Raw genomic sequence first — 18,368 nt, forward strand, 5'->3', positions numbered from 1 at the left:
GCCGTGGGCGCGCCCCGACCCTTCCCCTCCAGGGGAGGGTGAAGGGGAGTCACAGCCCCTTGAGACGCTCCTCGTCCATCACCCGCTTGCTGTAGCTCCTCGCCGTGTAGAGGGCTGCGGCCGGATTGTGGCCGAGCACGCGGTCCTTGGTGATCAGGGTCGTCACCGGCGCGTCGGAGTGCTTGCAGAACAGCGCATCGTGGCCGACGCACAGGCCGATGATCACGTTGAGCTCGGTCTTCTTGCCGTTGAGCGTGAGCGCCTGCAGGACGGGGTTGCAGCACGCCTCGTAGCCGCCCGGCCGGACCTTCTGCGCGTCGGGCACGCCGATGTCGCATTTGTCGGTCGCGCCGATCTTGCACAGCACGGTCTGCGGCGTGAAGCCGCCGCGGCGCAGGATGGTGGCGAACAGCCGCGCCTCCTCGATCAGCCCGACGCAGGTGGCGATGCCGATCCGCGTCGCCCCGATGCGCCGCGCGAAGGCGAGCGTCTCCTCGACCCGGGTGAGCTTGCCGTAATACGTGCCCTCGACCTCGGCGGCGGCGCGCGCCAGCACGGCGTCCGGTCCGTCCTCGCGATACTGCGCCAGCGCGGTGTCCAGCACCTCGGGCGGCGTCGCGTCGGTGAGGCAGAACTCCGGCCTGTTGTGCTTCGGCTGATGACAATCGAGCTGCCCGCACTCGGAGCAGGTCGGTTCGGCGGGCTTGGTCATGATGCGGTCCGACGGCGGTCCGGCGCGCTGCGCCCGGCGGCCCGAACGACCGCGGCCCGCGCACCCGCCCGGATGCTACCGCGCGGCGGCGGGCCGGCCATGTCGTGCAACTACGAAGCCGCGGCGTCAGTCCGCGGACGCGGCGCCCCCGGGTGTCGGCAGCACGCGAAACACCAGCGCCGGCTCGGTGTCGGGCGGCACGCGCGTCACCCAGGCGGCGAGCAGCTCGCGTTGGCGCGCGAGCGTCTTCTGCAGGAACGGCAGATCCTCGGGCGGAACCGCGAGGCCGAGGCGGGCCAGCACCGCCTCCACGTCGTCCGATGGTCGTTCCGTCATGGTCGGCCCTTCCCAGCCTCGGCGTCAGTCGATCGACAGCTTGGCCTTGTCGGCGATCTCGCGGAAGCGCGTGAGATCGCTCGCCAGCTTCGCGGCGTGGGCGGCGCGGCTGCGGCGGTCGGCGGCGAACAGCTCCGTGCCCATGTCGGCGAGCCGGGCCTGCACCACCGGGTCGGCCAGCGCCACCTGGAGCGCCGCGTTGAGCGCGTCGAGATCGGCGGCCGGCGTTCCCTTCGGGGCGTAGAGGCCGTGCCAGACCTCCATGTCGACCTGCGGCAGGCCGAGCTCCCGCATGGTCGGGATCTCCGGGAAGCGCTTGTTGCGCTCCGGCGACGTGATCGCATAGGCCTTGATGGCGCCCGACGAGAGCTGCGGGAACGCGTTGGTGGTCTGGTCGCAGAGAATGTCCACGTGGCCGGCCATCACGTCCTGGAGAGCGAGACTCGTGCTCTTGTAGGGGACCAGATTGGGCGTCGTGCCGAGCACCTGGGAGAGCATCACGGCGCACAGATGCGATCCCGTGCCGATGCCGGCATTGGCGAAGGCGATCTTGTTGTCCTGCGCCTTGAGGCTCGCCAGCAGCTCCTGCGCGTCCTTCGCCTTGTAGCTCGGCGCCGCGGCGAAGACGTAGTGCCCGGTGTTGATCAGCCCAATCGGATCGAACGCCGTCGCGGTGTCGTAGCTGAGAGTCTTGTAGAGCACGGCCGACAGCGCGATGGTGGTGTGGATCAGCAGCGTGTAGCCGTCCGGCTTGGCGCGCGCCACCCGGGCCGCCGCGATGGTGCCGCCGGCGCCCGGCACGTTCTCCATCACGATCGGCTGACCGAGCTTCTCGGACATCTTCTGGCCGACCAGCCGGGCCACCGTGTCGGTGGCGCTGCCGGCCGGGAACGGCACGATCATGGTGATGGGCCGGCTCGGCCAGGTGTCGGCGACGGCCGGTGACGCGACGAGACCCGTCGCGGCGACGGCGCACGCGACGAGGACCGCGGAGAGCTTCAGGCTGAGGGTCAAGGCTGTCTCCTGGGTGGCACGGGGGAGGTCACGGCGGTCGTCGAGATCGTCATTCTGCGGCGGCCGTCGCCGGCATCGGCTGCTGTGCCGCGAACCAGTCGCGGATCCGGGCGCCGTTCCAGAACGCCACGCCCGGCCGGCTGCGGAACAGGTCGAGCATCTCCTCGAAATAGCGGATCCGATGGGCCGCGCCCGAGACGTAGGGATGCACGCCGAACGCCATGATGCGCACCGACTGCGCGCTCTCGGCATAGAGGCGGTCGAACGCGTCGGCGGCGCGCTTGAGCATCGCGTCGGACTCGTGCTGGCCACTGACCATGATGGTGATGTCGTTGATCTCCACCGTATAGGGCACCGACACGATCGGACCGGACTTGGTCTTCACCCAGAACGGCTGGTCGTCGAGGATCCAGTCGCCGAACCAGTCGCAGCCGGCGGCGGCGACGTGATCGAGCGTCTCGAAGGTCTGGGTGCGGCCCGGGCCGAGCCAGCCGCGCGGCCGATAGCCGAGGAACTTTTCCAGCGTGGCGAGCGACTGGTCGATCATGGCGCGCTGGTCCTCGACCTTGTGGATCGGCATCTGCACATAGCAGTGCGCCATGAACTCCCAGCCGGCGTCGCGCGCGGCTTCCGCCACCTGCGGACAGGTCTCGCAGACCTTGGCGTTGATCGAGATGGTCGGCTTGATGGCGCGCGCCTCGAACGCCTCGAGCAGCCGCCAGAAGCCGACCCGCATGCCGTATTCGTGCCAGGTCCAGTTCGGCATGTCGGGCACGGCGCCACTGGCGCCGCCGGGCGGCGGCGAGGCCTGGCGTGCCATCGGCCGCTCCAGCTCCCACTCCTCGATGTTGATCACGGGCCAGACGATCAGCCGCGTGCCGTCGTCGGTCTTCAGCGCCGGCCGGCGGAACGGCGAGGAGAAGTCGAAGCGCTCGCGCGGATGCATGGCGGTCACCTCTTGTCGTGAGCGGGTTTGAGCTATTGCGCGCGACCGGGTCACGGCCGCGCCGGGTCCAGGTCGGGGCGGCGCCGATGAAAGCCGGTCGCCGTCTCGTAGGCGTGCGCGACCCGCAGCATGGTCGCCTCGTCGAAGGCCTTGCCGAGAACCTGCAGCCCCATCGGGAGGCCGGACTGCGAGAATCCCATCGGCACCGAGACGGCCGGCGTGCCGGTGACGTTGAACGGCGTGCGCGCCTGGCGGTCGTAGGTGCGGTCGACCTCGGCCTCGTCGGCGATGGCGCAGGGCAGCTCCAGGCTGGAGACGCACAAGGCCGCGTCGACGCCGGCCATCGCGGCCGCGAACTCGCGCGCCAGCAGCGTGCGCATCTGCTGCGCCCGGATGTAGTCGGCGGCGGACAGGAAGGCGCCGGGCAGCAGGCGGGTGCGGCCGCGCATGCCGTAATCGGCGATGCGGCTGCGCAGCCACGGCTCGTGCACGGCGAAGCCCTCGGCCTGCAGGATCAGCCGGCCGCAGCCCGCATAGGTGTCGAGCGGCGACAGGCGCAGCGGCACCAGCTCTGCGCCGAGCGCTTCGAGCTGGCGGCAGGCTGCCTCGAAGCCGTCGCGGATTTCCGCATTGGCCGCCGCGGTGAATGCTTCGATGACGCCGAGCCGCAGCCCCTTCACGCCTTGCGAGATTCTGCTGCGGAAATCCGGCGCGGGGTGCGGGACGGCGGCCGGATCGTCGGGATCGGCCGCGACGATCGCCTCCAGCAGCACGGCGCAGTCCGCCGCCGTGCGGGCGAGCGGACCGACATGGTCGAGCGAGAAGGACAGCGGGAACACCCCGGAACGCCCGACCACGCCGTAGGTCGGCTTCAGGCCGGCGACGCCGCAGACGGTCGCCGGATGGCGGATCGATCCGCTGGTGTCGGTGCCGAGCGCGACCGGCGAAAACCCGGCCGCCACCGCGACGCCGGAGCCGCTCGACGAGCCGCCCGGATGGCAGTCCGGGTTCCACGGATTCCGGGCCGGCGGCCACGGCAGGTCGAAGGACGGGCCGCCGGTGGCGAACTCGTGCAGCGCCGTCTTGCCGATCAGCACGGCGCCGGCCCGGCGCAGCCGCGCGATCACGAAGGCGTCGCGCTCGGCGACATGGTCCACCCGGATCTTCGAGTGCGCCGAGGTGCGCTGTCCGGCGACGTCGAAAATGTCCTTGATGGCGATCGGCACGCCGTGCAGCGGCCCGCGCCAGCCGCCGGCGGCGATCTCACGCTCGGCCGCCCGCGCGTCGCGCAGCGCGCCGTCGCGGTCGACCGAGACGAAGGCGTTCAGGCGATGGTCGTAGCGGTCGATCCGGTCCAGGAAAGCCGAGACGTAGTCGACCGGGGAGAGGGTGCCGGTCCGGATCGCTTCGGCCGCCTCGGGCAACGACAGGTCGGTCGGATCGGTCATTCGGGCCTCGGTGTCGTCCGGTCGGACGCGAGGCAGATTATTCCATATCGGACTTTTCGGTCAATTGTCATTCCATGCTGAAAAGTTAGGCGGGCTGCCTCACCCGGTGCCGTCGCGGTGCCGCTTCGCCGGGCGGGCCTCTCCGGGAGCATCGACGAGCGCGTGCAGTCCGGCGACCAGAGCCTGGGCCGGTTCGGACAGCGGCAGCGAGCGGTTGCGCACGATGCCGATCGTCTCGGACGGCAGAAACGCCGCCAGGCTGACGGTGCCGAGCCTGGGATTTCGCCCCGTGCTGGCCGCCCCGCGGAGCCCGACCGCCAGCCCGACGCCGAGCTCCACATAGCGTTCGAGCTGGTCGATGCCGTCGACCTCGACGGCGACCTCGTAGGCGAGGTCGAGCCGACGGAACTCGCCTTCGAGCAGCGCCCGCGTCTGGGTGTGGAAGCGCGGCAGCACCAGCGGGTGCCGTGCGACCTCGGCCAGCGACGCCGGCGCGGTCGTCACGAAGGCATGGTCGGCCGGCGTGATCAGGATGCGCTCGGAGGGAAACAGCCGGTCGAAGGCGAACTGCCTTGCCGATCCCGAGATCGGCGCGACGGCGAAGTCGACGCTGCCGGTCTGCACCAGCTCGAACACCTCCTCCTTGGTGGCCGAGCGGATGCGCACCCGCGCCGCCGGCCATTCGGTCCGCAGGGCGCGCACCGCCTCCGGCAGCAGGTCGCTGACATAGCCGTGCGGGACCGCGATGTTGATCGGGGCCGTGACGGCCATCGGCCCGCAGCGGTCGAGGTTCTCCAGCCCCTCGAGCAGCGGCTCGGCCATGCGGAACAGGTTGCTGCCGGCCGCGGTGAGCCGCAGCGGCCGCAGCCCGCGCTCCACCAGGGTGCGGCCGAGCTCGGCCTCGAGCCGCTTGACGTGCTTGGTGACGGCCGGCTGGCCGATGCCCAGCGCGGCGGAGGCCTTGGAGAAGCTGGCGAGCTTCGCCACCATGCAGAAGCTCTTGAGTTCCTTGATTTCCACGCGTCGGCTCCTCCCCGGACCGTTCGGATATCCACCAAACCGCCCGGATTGGCCAGCCCGTCGGCCGCCGCGTGCGACCGGCATCCGCGTCCATGCCGGATCCGCGGGAGGATAAACCATCTGCCGTTCGGTCTAAGAAGAGGAGACGGTTTCCTTGACTTCGGGGGCTCCGATGGAAAGATCTCGATGACCCATGATGAGGTCCTCCGCGCGTGCCGGGCGCCGGACTTGCCTTCGGAAAGGACGCTCGTGAGCACCGCGACCGCTCTCCACGCCAATCTGGCGCGCCGCCCGCTGGTCAATGCCGACCGGATCTGGACTCGTCTGCGCGACGAGGCCGAGACCATGCTGCGCACCGCCCCCGAGTTCGGCGCCCTGGTGATGTCGACCATCCTGGGCGCGGACGGCTTCGAGGACGCGGTCGGCCGCCGGATCGCGGCGCGGCTCGCCAATGCCGACATCTCGGTGGCGATCCTGCGCGACGCCTTCCTGCGCGCCCATGCGGACGATCCGGCGATCGGCCGCGCCGTGCGGGCCGACGTGCTGGCCGTGATGGACCGCGATCCCGCCACCGCGCGGCTGATCGAGCCGGTGCTGTTCTACAAGGGGTTCCACGCCATCCAGTGCCACCGTCTGGCGCACTGGGCGTGGCGGCGCGACCGGCGTGATCTGGCGCTGTGGCTGCAGAGCCGCTCGTCGGAGGTGTTCCAGACCGACATCCATCCGGCGGCGCCGTTCGGGCAGGGCATCTTTCTCGACCACGCCACCGGCCTGGTGGTCGGCGCCACCGCGGTGGTCGGCGACAACGTCTCGATCCTGCAGGGCGTCACGCTGGGCGGCACCGGCAACGAGACCGGCGATCGTCATCCGAAAATTCACAACGGCGTGCTGATCGGCGCCGGCGCCAAGATCCTCGGCAATATCGAGATCGGCCACTGCGCCCGGATCGCCGCCGGCTCGGTGGTGCTGAAACCCGTGCCGCCCGCCACCACGGTCGCCGGCGTGCCGGCCCGCGAGGTCGGCCCGGCCGGCTGCTCGGAGCCGGCCCGCAGCATGGACCAGATCCTCGGCGAGACCGCCTACGAGTCCTTCGTCTACGTGATCTGATCGGTCGACGTGATCCGCCCGCGCGTCAGCGCAGGGCGGCCTTCTCGGAGGCGGCCGGACCGGTCCCGTCCGCCAGAATGGCGTCGAGGTCGCTCCCCAGCCGCTCGACGATGTCGCGCGCCGGCATGAATCGGGAAAACAGCGCCCGCGGGTCCGCGAGCCAGACCGATCGCCGCTCCTGCAGCGGTGCCAGGGTGGCGCGGGCCAGCGCCATGTTGCCGCGGCGCGCCGCAAGCAGGGCGCGGGCCAGCACGTTGACGTCGTAATCACCCGGCATCCGGTCCACCGACAGGGCGGCGGCGGCGAGATCGTCGGTCAGATAGGCGACCAGAAAGAGCGCCCAGGTCAGCGGCAGCGGATTCGACACCGTGCTGCTGCGGGCCTGCATCAGCAAGTCCGACCCGCGCTTCAGGTCGCCGGTCGTCACGAGCTGTCCGCCGACCTGCATGAGCACCCGCACGTCGTAAGGATTCAGCGCGAGCGCCTTCTCGCCGTGCTCGAGGCCGTCCTGGACGAAGCCGCGCGCGACCTGAACGTTCATGAGCGTGTAATGGGCGCGGGCGCTGGTCGGCGAAAGCTCGACGGCCCGGCGGGCGAGCGCCACGGCCGGCATCAGCACGTCGGGTCCGGCATAGCCGAACATGTAGTCGCGGACATGCAGGCGTGCGAGCAGCACGTGGCCATAGGCGAAGCCGGGGTCGTCGCGGATCGCCGTCTCCAGGCAGGCACGGGTTCGCTCGCGCAGCTGCGGATCGAAGTAGCGGGCGAGCTCGGCGGCATCGAGCACGCAATGATAGGGCGAGGACGGCCGGTCGCCGAGCTTGCGCCGCTCGGCCGCGGGGATCACCCCGAAGGGCTGCAGCAAGGCGCTGGTGATGTCGAGGAGGAGGCGATCCGGCATCCTCGGGTGGGCGGTCCCGCTGTCCTCGACGGCGTAATTGTCGTGCCAGACGACGGCGCGGTCCGGCATCGAGATCAGGCGGAGACTCAGGATCGTCTGTCCTTCCCCGGCGCGGCTGAGCGCCGGGACCAGGACATAGCTGAGTTCGTTCGGATCGGTGCCGGGCGCGGTCTCCGGCTTGTTCGGATCGGTCGCGACGACGACGATGTCCTCGAAACGGGACAGTGCGTTGATCAGCTCGTCCTGCAGCACGGCGGGCTCGATCACCTCGCCGGCGTGCGGCCCGACGGTCGCGACTGGGGCGATCGCGATCCGCGGCTCGCCCCGGCGCCACGGGCTTGCCGTCGCCCGCTCGGCCCGCGGTCCGGGGAGCGGCTGCAGGTTGCGTCCGTCGATGACGAAGGCGTCGAGCAGCGCGTAGACGACGACCGCGATCAGGACGAGGCCGACGGTCGGCACGCGGAACGCGTGACGGGCCGGTGCGTCGGCCGGGGCCGCACTCGCGCTCGCCGCCGGAGGCGGTATCGGCGCGACGTCCGTTGTCGCGAAGTCCACGGCCTCGGATTCAGCGAGCTCGGACGCCGCGGCCTCGGGCGGAGAGTGCCGCGTGAACGTCGGCACGTAACGGCCGAGCGGTAGTGTGATGCGGATCTCGTCGTCGCGGCCCGCATCGGCATAATACCGTGCGAGCTCCTGGCGCAAGCGGGCGGCTTCGGTGCGGACGATCGACTGGCTGTTCGGATCGAAGCTCGCGTCGCGCCCGAGCGCCTCCACCGCGATGGTGTAGCCCTTGATCTGATCAGCTTTGCCGGCGAGCGTGCGTTCCACCACGTATCGCAGGAATCCCGCGATCTGGGGTGAATCCCGGAAGCGCGGGCTGTCGACGATCCGCGTCAGCGCCGCGACAATGGCGGCGTCCGACGGGCGAGAGGTATCGCCCTGCTCCAGCAAGATTAGATCATCCTGAGTATAGATCGGCCGGCTCGAAGACGAGCCGCGGCTGCGATATTCGGCGGAAGGCAGCCACATCGGGTCACAATTTTGAATAACAAGAAATACGCATTTGCGCGCAATGCGGGCTTGTGTCCCCCACACGTCATAGCCCGGCCGAACCCGGCGAGGTGACGGTCGTGGCTGCATCTGACTGTCAAATGACCCGTCGCGGCGGCCGAAAATAAGATCTCGGTAACCATCCGGGCCGAAAGCTGCGGCGGAAATGTCTCGTCGCGGCGGAGATCAGGATGCGTCAGGGGAATGGCATCGGTGGGGATCGGCGCAAGGCGCGGAGCGACGCGGAGCGGATGGCGCTCTGTGTGTTGCGCGCCGATCTGCCACGTCTGCGCGGCGCGTTGGACATCTACGCGCGGTGCATCACCGATCTGGTCGAGGACCTGCGGGGCTCGGACGGCCAGGCCGCCCGGAGTCGCGCGTTGCTCGCCGGACTTCGCCGTGAGCACGACGACGCGCTGGCGGATCTGGATCGACTGGTCGGGCTGCTCGAGGCCGGAGTCTCGGAGACACACGGCGCGAGTCCGGCCGCCGCCGCGGCGGAAGACTGCTGAGACCCGGCCGATCGGCGGCGCTCGACGCCGCGGACGAAGACGTCGGCCGCGGGATGCGGTCGACTGGAGAGTGACATGTCATTGTCGAACGTGAAGATCCTCTACAAGATTCTCGGCTGCTTCGTGCTGCTGCTGGCGGTCGTCACCGGGGCCGTCTGGTTCACCGCGAGCCGCATGATGGACATCGATACCACCTACACGGTGATCATCGAACGCGACGTCGCCGGAATGAAGGCCGGGCTGCGGGCGAACCAGGAGGTGTTCAACTTCGGCCGGCTGATTTGGCGGCTGGTGGCCCAGCGGGATCCGGTCGAGAAGAAGCGTACGATCGACGAGATCGCCGCCAACGACAAAGCTTTCCTGGAGCACATAGAGGCCGCCAAGACCGGGCTTCCGCAGTTCGCGGCACGGTTCGACAGGGCGCGCGACATGTTCGCGAGCATCCACGTCGAAGCCGCCGCGGTCGTCCGGGCCGTGTTGGCCGACGACGTGGCTGCCGGGGTGGCGGGCGCCGAGGCGCTGCAGAGGTCCACCGGGGAGATGCGCCAGTACATGCGCACCATCACGGCGGAGGTGGAGCAGTCGCTCAAGGCGCGGTCCGACACCGCCACCGACGAGACGGTGGCGACCATCAGGCTGACGATCGTGACGATCTCGATCGCGGCGGCCGTGGTCCTGGCGCTCGCCTTCGCGGTGGTCCAATTCGGCGTCGCCAGACCGCTCGGCATCCTGTCCGGCACCATGGAACGGCTCGCCGGCGGCGACCTGGCGGCCGAGGTGGCCGGTGCGGAGCGCAAGGACGAGGTCGGGCTGATGGCCCGCAGCGTCGCGGTGTTCAAGCAGAACGGGATCGAGGCCCAGCGGCTCCGCCGCGAGCAGCAGGAGATCGAGGCCCGCGCCGCCGCCGCCCGCAAGCAGGACATGGCCCGCATGGCGGACCAGTTCGAAGGCGCGGTCGGCACCATCGTCGGCGCGGTGTCGTCGGCCGCCACCGAGCTCGAGGCCGCGGCCTCGACGCTCACCCGCACGGCGCAGACGACCCAGGAGCACTCGGGCGCCGTCTCGGCCGCCTCCGAGCAGGCCTCGGCGAACGTCCAGAGCGTCGCCTCGGCGACCAACCAGATGGCGGCCTCGGTGACCGAGATCAGCCGGCAGGTCCAGGAATCGACGCGGATCTCGGCCGAGGCGGTGCGGCAGGCCGAGAAGACCGACGGCCGCATCGGCGAATTGTCCGAAGCGGCGGCGCGGATCGGCGACGTCGTCAAGCTGATCACGGCCATCGCCGAGCAGACCAATCTGCTGGCGCTCAATGCGACCATCGAGGCCGCCCGCGCCGGCGAGGCCGGCAAGGGCTTCGCCGTGGTGGCCCAGGAGGTCAAGGCGCTGGCCGCCCAGACCGGCAAGGCAACGGGCGACATCTCGGCCCAGATCGCCAGCATGCAGGCAGCGACGAGCGACTCGGTCGCGGCCATCAAGGAGATCGGCGGCACCATCGGCCGCGTCGCCGAGATCGCCTCGACCATCGCGGCCGCCGTGGAAGAGCAGGGCGCGGCCACGGGGGAGATCGCCCGCAACGTCCAGCAGGCCTCGGCCGGCACCACCGAGGTTGCCCGCAACATCGCCGACGTGAATCATGGTGCCGAGGAGACCGGGGCGGCCTCCGCCCAGGTGCTGTCGTCGGCGCAGTCGCTGTCGAAGGACAGCAACCAGCTCGCGCGCGAGCTGGCCTCCTTCCTGGCGACCGTGCGGGCCGCCTGACGGAGCGAGTGGTATGATGCGGTGTCGGCGGCCAGCCCGCCGGCGTCGCGACAAACGGAGCGGTGCCGCCGATGGCCACGGGCCCCACGACACTGCCGTATCGCGCCGTCTTCGTCAGCGCCCTGCTGGTCTGCGGGCTGGCCACCGTCGCAGTCGGGCTGTCGGTCTGGCAGAGCCGCTCCGACGCCATCGCCGAGGCGGTCAGGAGCGACAGCAACACCGCGCTGTTCCTGGCCCGGCAGATCGAGCACGTCGTCCGCGAGGTCGACGGCGTCGTCAGGGACTACCGCGACCTCGCCGAGATCTTCACGATCACGGCCGACGACGGCTTCCACGGGCAATTCGCAGCCGCCTCGCTGCGCGACTGGATGACGGCGCAGATCAAGTCCATGCCGCATGCGCATCATCTGTCGATCGCCGACGTCACCGGCCGCATCGTCATGTCGACGCATCCGGCGTCGCTCGGCGCCGTGACCATCGCCGACACGGACACCTTCACGGTGCTGCGCGACGCGCCGGACGACGCATTGCTCGTCTCGCGCCGCCCGAGTCACGCGACCGGCGAGCCCGTCCTGGTCGTCGCACGCCGGGTCCACGGCCCGAACCGCGTGTTCCGCGGCATCGTGATCGTCAGCATCGCGGCGAGCCAGTTCGACCGCATGTACAACGCGTCCGGCTTCCTGCCGGACCAGACCTTCTCGTTGTCGCGGCGCGACGGCACGGTCCTGCTGCGCTATCCCTCCGACGGCGCCTTCGCCCGGGTCCCGGCCGGGTGGCCGTGGCATGCCAGGGTGGCGGACGGGGGCGGCAGCTACCGCTCGCCCGGGCTGTTCGACGAGGTCCCCCGCTGGGTCTCGGTGCAGCCGCTGTCCGACCTCGATCTCGTGGTCGCGGTCACCAGTCCCGAGGCGATCGTGCTGGGAAAGTGGCGCGCCCGCTCGGCCTATGCAGCGTTCGGCGCCGTCGCGCTGCTGTCCTGCCTGGCCGTCCTGCTGGCGATCCTGGCGCGGCAGCTCCGCCAGCTCGTCGTGTCCCGGCGGCAGCTCGCCGAGCAGTCGGAGACGCTGGCCGGCTCCAATACCCGGCTGCGCCAGACCAATGCGCAGTTCGCCGCCACGCTCGCCCACATGTCGCAGGGCCTGTGCATGTTCGACGCCGCCGGCGTGCTGCGGGTCTGCAACGACGAGTTCCGCCGCATCTACGGGATGCCGGCCGAGCTCGGGCCGGGCTGGACGCACGACGACGTCGCGGCCGAGCGCGCCCGCCGGCTGAAGCGGCAGATCGTCCGGCCGGAGCCGGTGGACGACTTGTTCGACTCCGCGCCTGCCGGTGCGACCACGGGGCTGGTCGAGCTCGACGACGGGCGGGTGATCGCCGTGACCGAGAGCCCGACCGGGGACGGCGGCTTCCTGGAGACCCACGAGGACGTCACCGACCGCCATCGCCACGAGGAGCGCATCGCCTTCCTGGCCCGCTGCGACTCGCTCACCGGGATTCCGAACCGCGGGAGCTTCCTGGAGCGGCTGCAGGCGGCGTGGTTCGCCCAGCGCGCCCGGGGCGAGCGCTTCGCCGTGCTGATGATCGATCTCGACCGCTTCAAGGACGTCAACGACTCCGCCGGCCACGCGGTCGGCGACCTGGTGCTCCGCCAGACCGCGGCGCGGCTCGCCGAGGGGCTGCAGCACGGCGACACGCTGGCGCGGCTCGGCGGCGACGAGTTCGCCGTGATCCGTCCGCTCGGCAGCGGCGACGGACCGGCCGCCGAGGGGGACCGGACCGGCCGCGACGCGGCCGCGGCGCTCGCGGTCCGCATCCTCGAGCTGATCGCCGTGCCGCATACGCAGGGCGGCGAGACGCACGTGGTCACGGGCAGCATCGGCATCGTGCTCGCGCCGGGCGACGGCGAGGAGCCGTCCGACCTGATGAAGAAGGCCGACCTCGCGCTCTATCGCGCCAAGGCGAAGGGTCGCGACGGCTTCGTGTTCTACGATCGCGCCATGACCGAGGAGGTCGAGGCGCGCCACCGCGTCGAGATCGATCTCAGGCAGGCGCTGCTCGACGACGCCTTCCGGGTCCACTACCAGCCGATCGTCGACGTCGCGTCCGGCCGCATCTGCGCCGTCGAGGCGCTGGTGCGATGGCAGCACGCGGCGCGCGGCTTGGTGGGGCCCCGGGAGTTCATCTCGGTCGCCGAGCAGACCGGGCTCATCGCGCCACTCGGCGAATGGGTGCTGCGGACCGCCTGCGTCGAGGCGGCGCGCTGGCCCGCGCACGTCAAGATCGCCGTCAACGTCTCGCCGGTGCAGTTCCGGCGGCCGGGGCTGTTCGACAGCGTCGTGCGGGCGCTGCACGACGCGGCACTCGCGCCCGACCGGCTGGAGCTGGAGATCACCGAATCGGTGCTGCTCGATCACGAGGAGCGGAACGTCTCGGTGCTGCACCAGTTCAGGAGCCTCGGCATCGCCATCGCGCTCGACGACTTCGGCACCGGCTACGCCTCGCTCGGCTATCTGACCATGTTCCCGTTCAGCAAGATCAAGATCGACCAGCGCTTCACCCGCGACGTGATGACCCGGGCGGATTGCGGTGCGATCGTCTGCTCGGCGGCCGCACTCGGCCTCAGCCTCGGCATGGCCGTCGTCGCCGAAGGCATCGAGGCCCGCGAGCAGCTCGACATCGTCCGGATCACCGGGGTGACGCAGGCGCAGGGCTTCCTGTTCGGCTATCCGGTCCCGGCCGCCGAGATCGAGGCGCGCCTGGCGGCGGACGAGCCGGCCGACGCCAACGGCGCGGCCGGCCGGTCGTGAGCGGAAACGGCGACCCGGCTGCCGGCGGAGCTCGAGCCTCGACTCACTCCATCTTCAGGCCGAACTCCTCGATGATCGGGGCGGCATCGGCCGCCGACTTCTCGATCACGGCCTGGAACTCCGGGATCGTCGAGGACGCCGCGACCGAGCCGGAGCGCTCCACCAAGGCGCGGTACTCGGGCGACTTGACGATCGGCACGATCTTGCTGTTGAGCAGATCGAGGACCGGCTGCGGCGTGCCGGCGCCGGCGCAGATGCCGAGCCAGGCGAAGGCGACCAGCGGCACGCCGCTCTCCTCCAGGGTCGGCACGTTCGGCGCGGACTTCAGGCGCTCGGTGCCGGTCACCGCGATGATGTCGACCTTGCCGCCTTCGTAGAGCGGCATCACCACCAGCGGCGGCCCGACATAGAGGTGGTTGCGGCCGGCGACGATCTCCTGCATGGCGTCGGCCGCCCCCTTGTAGGGGATCGCCGTCATCTTGATCCCGGTGAGCTTCTCGAGCTGCTTGGCGACCATGTTCTGGAACGAGCCGACGCCGAGATGGCCGTAGTTCACCTCGTTCGGATGCGCCTTGGTGTAGTCGACCAGCTCCTTGAAGGTCTTCACCGGCAGCGACTTCGAGATGCCGATGGCGTAGTCGTAGCGCGCGATCAGCGTCACGGGCGCGATGTCGGAAAGCTTGTAGCCGGGGTTCTTGTAGAGGACGGTGTTGACCGGATCGAGGTACGAGCAGGCCAGCAGCGTGTAGCCGTCGCGCGGCTTCGACAGCACGTCGCGGATCGCCAGCATCGAGCCGGCGCCCGGCTTGTTCTCGACCACCACGGGCACGCCGAGCGCGGCGCTGAGCTTGTCGGCCAGGAAGCGCGCCGGGACGTCGGTCGGTCCGCCCGCCGTGAAGCCGACGACCAGGCGGATCGCCCGCGACGGAAACGCGTCGGTCTGGGCCGCGGCCGGGGCCGCGCCGGCGAGAAGCGCCAGGAGGGCGAGGCCGGCGAGCGGCGTCGGCGTGAAGCGTCGGAGTGTCATCGGGGGTTTCCTCGTGATCTTGTTCTGCTTGGGGTCGTGGTCGGTTCGGTCGCGTCAGGGCAGGAAGTCGGCGAGGTCGACGGTCTCCAGGCCGGGCGGCAACGCCATGTCGAAGCGGGCGCGCTCGGTCGGCAGCGTCACGGCCGGCTTGGTCGCGTCGATCATCCATTTGGTGCCGACGCGCTGGAACGCCTCGACGCCCGGCACCACGGGCGAGGCGTTGTCGAGCCCCCACACCCGCGTGTTGGGGATCGTGATCACGTCGCGGTCGGCGCGAACCCGGGTCGAGATCGACCACATGATCTGGCGCAGATCGGCGGCGTCGATGTCGTCGTCCACGGCGATCGCCATCTTGGGCTGCTGATAGGGGCCGGCCAGCGCCGCCATCAGGGCGGTCTTGGCCTGGCCCTCGAAGCGCGGCCGGATCTTCACCACCAGCGTCATCAGGCCCGACACGGTGAGGACCCGCACGTCGAGCAGGTCGAGGCCGCCGTCGACCTTGCGCAGATGCTCCAGCGTCGCGATCTCGATGCCGAGCCCGGTGGTCGACTGGGTGTCGGTGGTTGGGAAGCCGCAATGCAGCGCGTAGTAGATCGGGTCGCGCCGCCGGGTGATCGCCTTGATCCTCAAGACGTGGGCGACGCCCGGATCCGGATACGTGCCGGTCACCTCGCCGAACGGCCCTTCGGGCTCCAGGTGATTGTGCGGCACCAGCTCGCCTTCGAGCACGATCTCGGCCTCGGCCGGCACGTCGACGTCGATGGTCTCGCACCGCACGGTGCGCACGCCGCGGCCGAGCAGGCCGCCGGCCAGCTCCAGCTCGTCGAGCCCGAAGCTGGTCGTGAAGCCGGCCGCGAACCAGATCGCCGGATGCACGCCGATCACCATGGCGACCGGGGTGGGCAGGCCGCGCGCCGAAAACTTGTCGTAGATGGCGCGGGCGTGCCGCGGCAGCATCACGAAGCCGGTTTTGCGCGGGCCTTGCACCTGGAGCCGGTGCAGCGACATGTTGCCGATGCCGGTGTCGGGATCCTTCACGAAGGCGATGCCGGACGGGATGTAGCGCCCGGCGTCACGCGCCGACGTAACCATGGCGGGGATGTCGTGCAGGTCGGCCTCGTCGCCGATCAGCCGCACCTGCTTGACCGGCGCATCCGCCGCGTCCACCGGCGTCGCGCCGACCGGGCGGGTGATCCGGCGCGAGATCTCCTCCAGGAACGCGGCCTCCGGGATGCCGAGGCCGATCGCCCATTTGCGCCGGTCGGCGACGATCTGGCTGCAGGCGGTCCAGCCCGGATGTCCGTCGATCGCCGTGAACAGGCTCGCCTTGCCGAGATCGCGGAACGTCTTCCACTCGATCGCGGCCATGTTGGTCACTGGATCGACCGGCTTGGTGAAGCGCACCAGCTCGCCTTTGGCCTCCAGCTCGGCCAGGAAGCCGCGATAGGACTGGTCGTCGTCGTTGCGGCGCGGCGCGGCCGGCGTCGTGGGGCGGGCCGTCGTTGCGGCGGTGGTCATGGGGCGGTCTCCTCGCAGGAACGGGGGATGGACGAGATGCGGACCGGCGCCGGCGGGCGCGCAACGCAGGGGATCGCGGCACAGAATCGTGAGGCCGGGCCGGGCGCCCGGGGTCAGCCCGCGGCGGAGCGACGTGCCGCCCGCGGTGGCACCGTCGTCGACGCGCCGCCCGGACCGCGGCCGTGGCCGAAGCGACGCGAGATCTGCTTGGCGTAGTCCTTCAGCGCCGCGACCGTGTCGGCGTCGGGCGTTTCCGGCAGGTACTGGATCGACCCGACGATCGCCAGCGCGCCGATGCAGCCGTCGCGTTCGTCGAAGATCGGCGCCGCCATCACGTTGATGCCGAGCAGCACCTCCTCGGGCGCCGACGCGAAGCCCTGCCGGGTGATGCGCACCAGCTCCGCCTCGAGGTGGTCGCGCGTCACGATGGTGCGCTCGGTGAACTTCTCCATCGGCCGCGCCAGGATGCGCTCCTGCACGGGGCGCGGCGCGAAGGCGAGCAGCACCTTGCCCTGCGCCGAGGCGTGGAACGGCAGCTCGCTGCCGGGCCGCACGCCGATCTCGATCGGCGAGGTCGAGGCCAGCGTCGCCAGCACCAGGGCGCCGCGCGGCGTCAGGGCGGACAGCACGACGGTGTGGCCGAGCCGGTCGCGCAGCTCGCGCATCGGCGCCTCGGCGACCTGGATCAGGTCGGCGTCGGGGGCGAAGCGGGCGAGCAGCCGGCTCTTCGGACCGATCGCGTAGCGGGTGGTCGCGGGGTTCTGGACCAGGTAGCCGCGCTCCACCAGCGTGTGCAGATGGCGATGCACCGAGCCCTTGGTGACGTCGAGCTTCTCGGCGAGCTGGGTGACGCCGAGCTCGTCGCCCGAGAAGGCGATCGCCTCGAGCACGTCGAGAGCGAGCTGGACCGAACGCACGCCGGCGCCGGCCCGGTCCTCGGTCGTGGAGTCGTCCTTGCGCAAGCCCGCCTCCTGTCTGCGATCGCAAAACAGGTTATCGCGCAAGGAGTCGAGATCAAGCGGATTGTGGCCCGCGAGTGCTATCGCGCGCTGGTAGCACGGACTTTTCGGTCCGGCAGACCTTTCGCAGACAAGAACCGTGTTCCGCAATCGGGAACAAGCGACGAGATCGCCGCCTCACCCGGCCGGCTTCGCCGGGGCGGTGGGGATCACGGTGGTGACGATCGAGGCGTCCAGCGCCTCGTAGTCGGCGTAGCCGATGGTGGCGTAGAGCTCGGCCCGGGTCTGCATGCGCGGCAGCATCGCCTGCGCGCCGCCGTCGCGGCGGATCGCGGCGTAGAGCTCCTCCTGCGCCTTGGCGGCGCAGCGCAGCGACGACACCGGCCAGATCACCATCTTGTAGCCGAGCGCCTCGAACTCGCTGGCGGTCAGATACGGCGTGCGGCCGAACTCGGTCATGTTGGCGAGCAGCGGCACGCCCGGCATCTTCTGCGCGAACTCACGGAACATGTCCGGCGTGGTCAGCGCCTCCGGAAAGATCGCGTCGGCGCCAGCGGCGACGTAGCGCTTCGCCCGTGCCACGGCGCCGTCGAGGCCCTCGCTGGCGGCGGCGTCGGTGCGCGCGACGATCACCAGGTCGCGGCGCGCCCGCACGGCGGCCTGGATCTTCGCCGCCATGTCGGCCGGATCGGCGAGCTTCTTGTCGTTGAGATGGCCGCACTTCTTCGGCAGCAGCTGGTCCTCGATGTGGACGGCGGCGGCGCCGGCGTCCTCGAAGCAGCGCACCATGTGCATCACGTTGAGCGCCTCGCCGTAGCCGGTGTCGCCGTCGGCGAGCAGCGGCAGGCCGGAGGCGCGGGCGATCTGGCGGATGAAGAAGCAGGCCTCGTCCACCGTGATGATGCCGAGATCGGGCAGGCCCATCGACGCCGTCATGGCGGCGCCGGACAGATACAGCGCCTCGAAGCCGGCGGACTTGGCCTGCAGGGCGGCGAGGCCGTTCTGGGCGCCCGGCATCGGCAGGATGCCGGGCCGCGCCAGCAGCGCGCGCAGCCGGCGGCCGGCCGGCACCGTGGCGAGATCGGAGGACACCAGATAGGTCATGTCGAACACTCCCGCGGCCAGGCGGTGGCCGCCGGGGACGCTCTAGCGCATTTTTCCCGCCGTTCGCCACATGCTCCGCAGCTCGGGCGTTCGCCGCTCGGCTGCGTTGCTCCGGATGCCGTGTCCCGGGCGCGGCGCGACGCGCCGTG

Annotated in this window: 15 protein-coding genes; 4 read left to right on the plus strand and 11 right to left on the minus strand. The window is 70.7% G+C overall.

Annotated features, from left to right (window positions below; genetic code table 11):
• Positions 1 to 49: 49 nt before the first annotated feature.
• From CH341_RS16675 to CH341_RS16700, 6 genes are all read right to left on the minus strand, one after another.
• Positions 50 to 712, minus strand: a complete 663-nt coding sequence (locus CH341_RS16675; RefSeq protein ID WP_111420136.1) for a DUF1847 domain-containing protein — start codon at positions 710 to 712, stop codon at positions 50 to 52.
• A gap of 126 nt (positions 713 to 838) precedes the next feature.
• A complete protein-coding gene (locus tag CH341_RS16680; RefSeq protein ID WP_146604505.1) occupies positions 839 to 1,048 on the minus strand; it encodes a hypothetical protein in 210 nt (69 codons plus the stop codon).
• Between the two features lie 24 nt (positions 1,049 to 1,072).
• A complete protein-coding gene (locus CH341_RS16685) occupies positions 1,073 to 2,062 on the minus strand; it encodes a Bug family tripartite tricarboxylate transporter substrate binding protein (RefSeq protein ID WP_111420138.1) in 990 nt (329 codons plus the stop codon).
• A 49-nt stretch (positions 2,063 to 2,111) separates the two neighbouring features.
• Entirely contained in the window at positions 2,112 to 3,008 is an 897-nt protein-coding gene (locus CH341_RS16690) for a polysaccharide deacetylase family protein (RefSeq protein ID WP_111420150.1), read from the minus strand.
• A 50-nt stretch (positions 3,009 to 3,058) separates the two neighbouring features.
• Positions 3,059 to 4,456: an amidase gene (locus CH341_RS16695; RefSeq protein ID WP_111420139.1), complete on the minus strand. Its 1,398-nt coding sequence runs from the start codon at positions 4,454 to 4,456 to the stop codon at positions 3,059 to 3,061.
• Between the two features lie 99 nt (positions 4,457 to 4,555).
• A complete protein-coding gene (locus tag CH341_RS16700) occupies positions 4,556 to 5,476 on the minus strand; it encodes a LysR family transcriptional regulator (protein ID WP_170149660.1) in 921 nt (306 codons plus the stop codon).
• A 249-nt stretch (positions 5,477 to 5,725) separates the two neighbouring features.
• Between CH341_RS16700 and cysE the strand changes: the two genes are divergently transcribed.
• Positions 5,726 to 6,583 (plus strand): serine O-acetyltransferase, encoded by an 858-nt coding sequence (gene cysE, locus CH341_RS16705; protein ID WP_245431101.1) that lies wholly within the window; start codon positions 5,726 to 5,728, stop codon positions 6,581 to 6,583.
• Positions 6,584 to 6,608: 25 nt separating this feature from the next.
• Here the strand turns inward: cysE and CH341_RS16710 are convergent, their stop codons facing one another.
• On the minus strand, positions 6,609 to 8,435 hold the full coding sequence (locus CH341_RS16710; RefSeq protein WP_111420142.1) for a hypothetical protein: 1,827 nt from the start codon (positions 8,433 to 8,435) through the stop codon (positions 6,609 to 6,611).
• A gap of 290 nt (positions 8,436 to 8,725) precedes the next feature.
• Here CH341_RS16710 and CH341_RS16715 point away from each other — a divergent pair, with 290 nt between their 5' ends.
• The 3 genes from CH341_RS16715 to CH341_RS16725 all read left to right on the plus strand — a co-directional run bounded on the left by CH341_RS16715 (position 8,726) and on the right by CH341_RS16725 (position 13,611).
• The gene (locus CH341_RS16715; RefSeq protein WP_111420143.1) at positions 8,726 to 9,046 is read left to right on the plus strand and encodes a hypothetical protein; all 321 of its coding nucleotides are present in this window, start codon (positions 8,726 to 8,728) and stop codon (positions 9,044 to 9,046) included.
• 75 nt (positions 9,047 to 9,121) lie between these two features.
• Positions 9,122 to 10,804 carry a methyl-accepting chemotaxis protein gene (locus CH341_RS16720; protein ID WP_111420144.1) on the plus strand — a complete coding sequence of 561 codons (1,683 nt, stop codon included), beginning with the start codon at positions 9,122 to 9,124 and terminating at the stop codon, positions 10,802 to 10,804.
• A gap of 71 nt (positions 10,805 to 10,875) precedes the next feature.
• On the plus strand, positions 10,876 to 13,611 hold the full coding sequence (locus CH341_RS16725) for a bifunctional diguanylate cyclase/phosphodiesterase (protein WP_111420145.1): 2,736 nt from the start codon (positions 10,876 to 10,878) through the stop codon (positions 13,609 to 13,611).
• 43 nt (positions 13,612 to 13,654) lie between these two features.
• On the opposite strand, the gene CH341_RS16730 is transcribed toward CH341_RS16725, so the two are convergent.
• The 4 genes from CH341_RS16730 to prpB form a co-directional block, all read right to left on the minus strand.
• On the minus strand, positions 13,655 to 14,638 hold the full coding sequence (locus tag CH341_RS16730) for a Bug family tripartite tricarboxylate transporter substrate binding protein (RefSeq protein ID WP_111420146.1): 984 nt from the start codon (positions 14,636 to 14,638) through the stop codon (positions 13,655 to 13,657).
• 54 nt (positions 14,639 to 14,692) lie between these two features.
• Positions 14,693 to 16,156 (minus strand): UbiD family decarboxylase, encoded by a 1,464-nt coding sequence (locus CH341_RS16735; RefSeq protein ID WP_111420147.1) that lies wholly within the window; start codon positions 16,154 to 16,156, stop codon positions 14,693 to 14,695.
• Between the two features lie 113 nt (positions 16,157 to 16,269).
• Positions 16,270 to 17,118 (minus strand): IclR family transcriptional regulator, encoded by an 849-nt coding sequence (locus tag CH341_RS16740; RefSeq protein WP_170149661.1) that lies wholly within the window; start codon positions 17,116 to 17,118, stop codon positions 16,270 to 16,272.
• Positions 17,119 to 17,292: 174 nt separating this feature from the next.
• Positions 17,293 to 18,219, minus strand: coding sequence for a methylisocitrate lyase (gene prpB, locus CH341_RS16745; RefSeq protein WP_111420149.1), 927 nt, complete (start codon positions 18,217 to 18,219; stop codon positions 17,293 to 17,295).
• Between the last annotated feature and the right edge of the window lie 149 nt (positions 18,220 to 18,368).

The organism is Rhodoplanes roseus (genome assembly GCF_003258865.1).
Taxonomy (GTDB): Bacteria; Pseudomonadota; Alphaproteobacteria; order Rhizobiales; family Xanthobacteraceae; genus Rhodoplanes; species Rhodoplanes roseus.

Coding starts and splice junctions, on each gene's coding strand:
- prpB (WP_111420149.1), bottom strand. CDS start 18,219: ATGACCTATCTGGTGTCCTCCGATCTCGCCACGGTGCCGGCCGGCCGC.
- CH341_RS16690 (WP_111420150.1), bottom strand. CDS start 3,008: ATGCATCCGCGCGAGCGCTTCGACTTCTCCTCGCCGTTCCGCCGGCCG.
- CH341_RS16680 (WP_146604505.1), bottom strand. CDS start 1,048: ATGACGGAACGACCATCGGACGACGTGGAGGCGGTGCTGGCCCGCCTC.
- CH341_RS16675 (WP_111420136.1), bottom strand. CDS start 712: ATGACCAAGCCCGCCGAACCGACCTGCTCCGAGTGCGGGCAGCTCGAT.
- CH341_RS16715 (WP_111420143.1), top strand. CDS start 8,726: ATGCGTCAGGGGAATGGCATCGGTGGGGATCGGCGCAAGGCGCGGAGC.
- CH341_RS16695 (WP_111420139.1), bottom strand. CDS start 4,456: ATGACCGATCCGACCGACCTGTCGTTGCCCGAGGCGGCCGAAGCGATC.
- CH341_RS16725 (WP_111420145.1), top strand. CDS start 10,876: ATGGCCACGGGCCCCACGACACTGCCGTATCGCGCCGTCTTCGTCAGC.
- CH341_RS16720 (WP_111420144.1), top strand. CDS start 9,122: ATGTCATTGTCGAACGTGAAGATCCTCTACAAGATTCTCGGCTGCTTC.
- CH341_RS16730 (WP_111420146.1), bottom strand. CDS start 14,638: ATGACACTCCGACGCTTCACGCCGACGCCGCTCGCCGGCCTCGCCCTC.
- CH341_RS16735 (WP_111420147.1), bottom strand. CDS start 16,156: ATGACCACCGCCGCAACGACGGCCCGCCCCACGACGCCGGCCGCGCCG.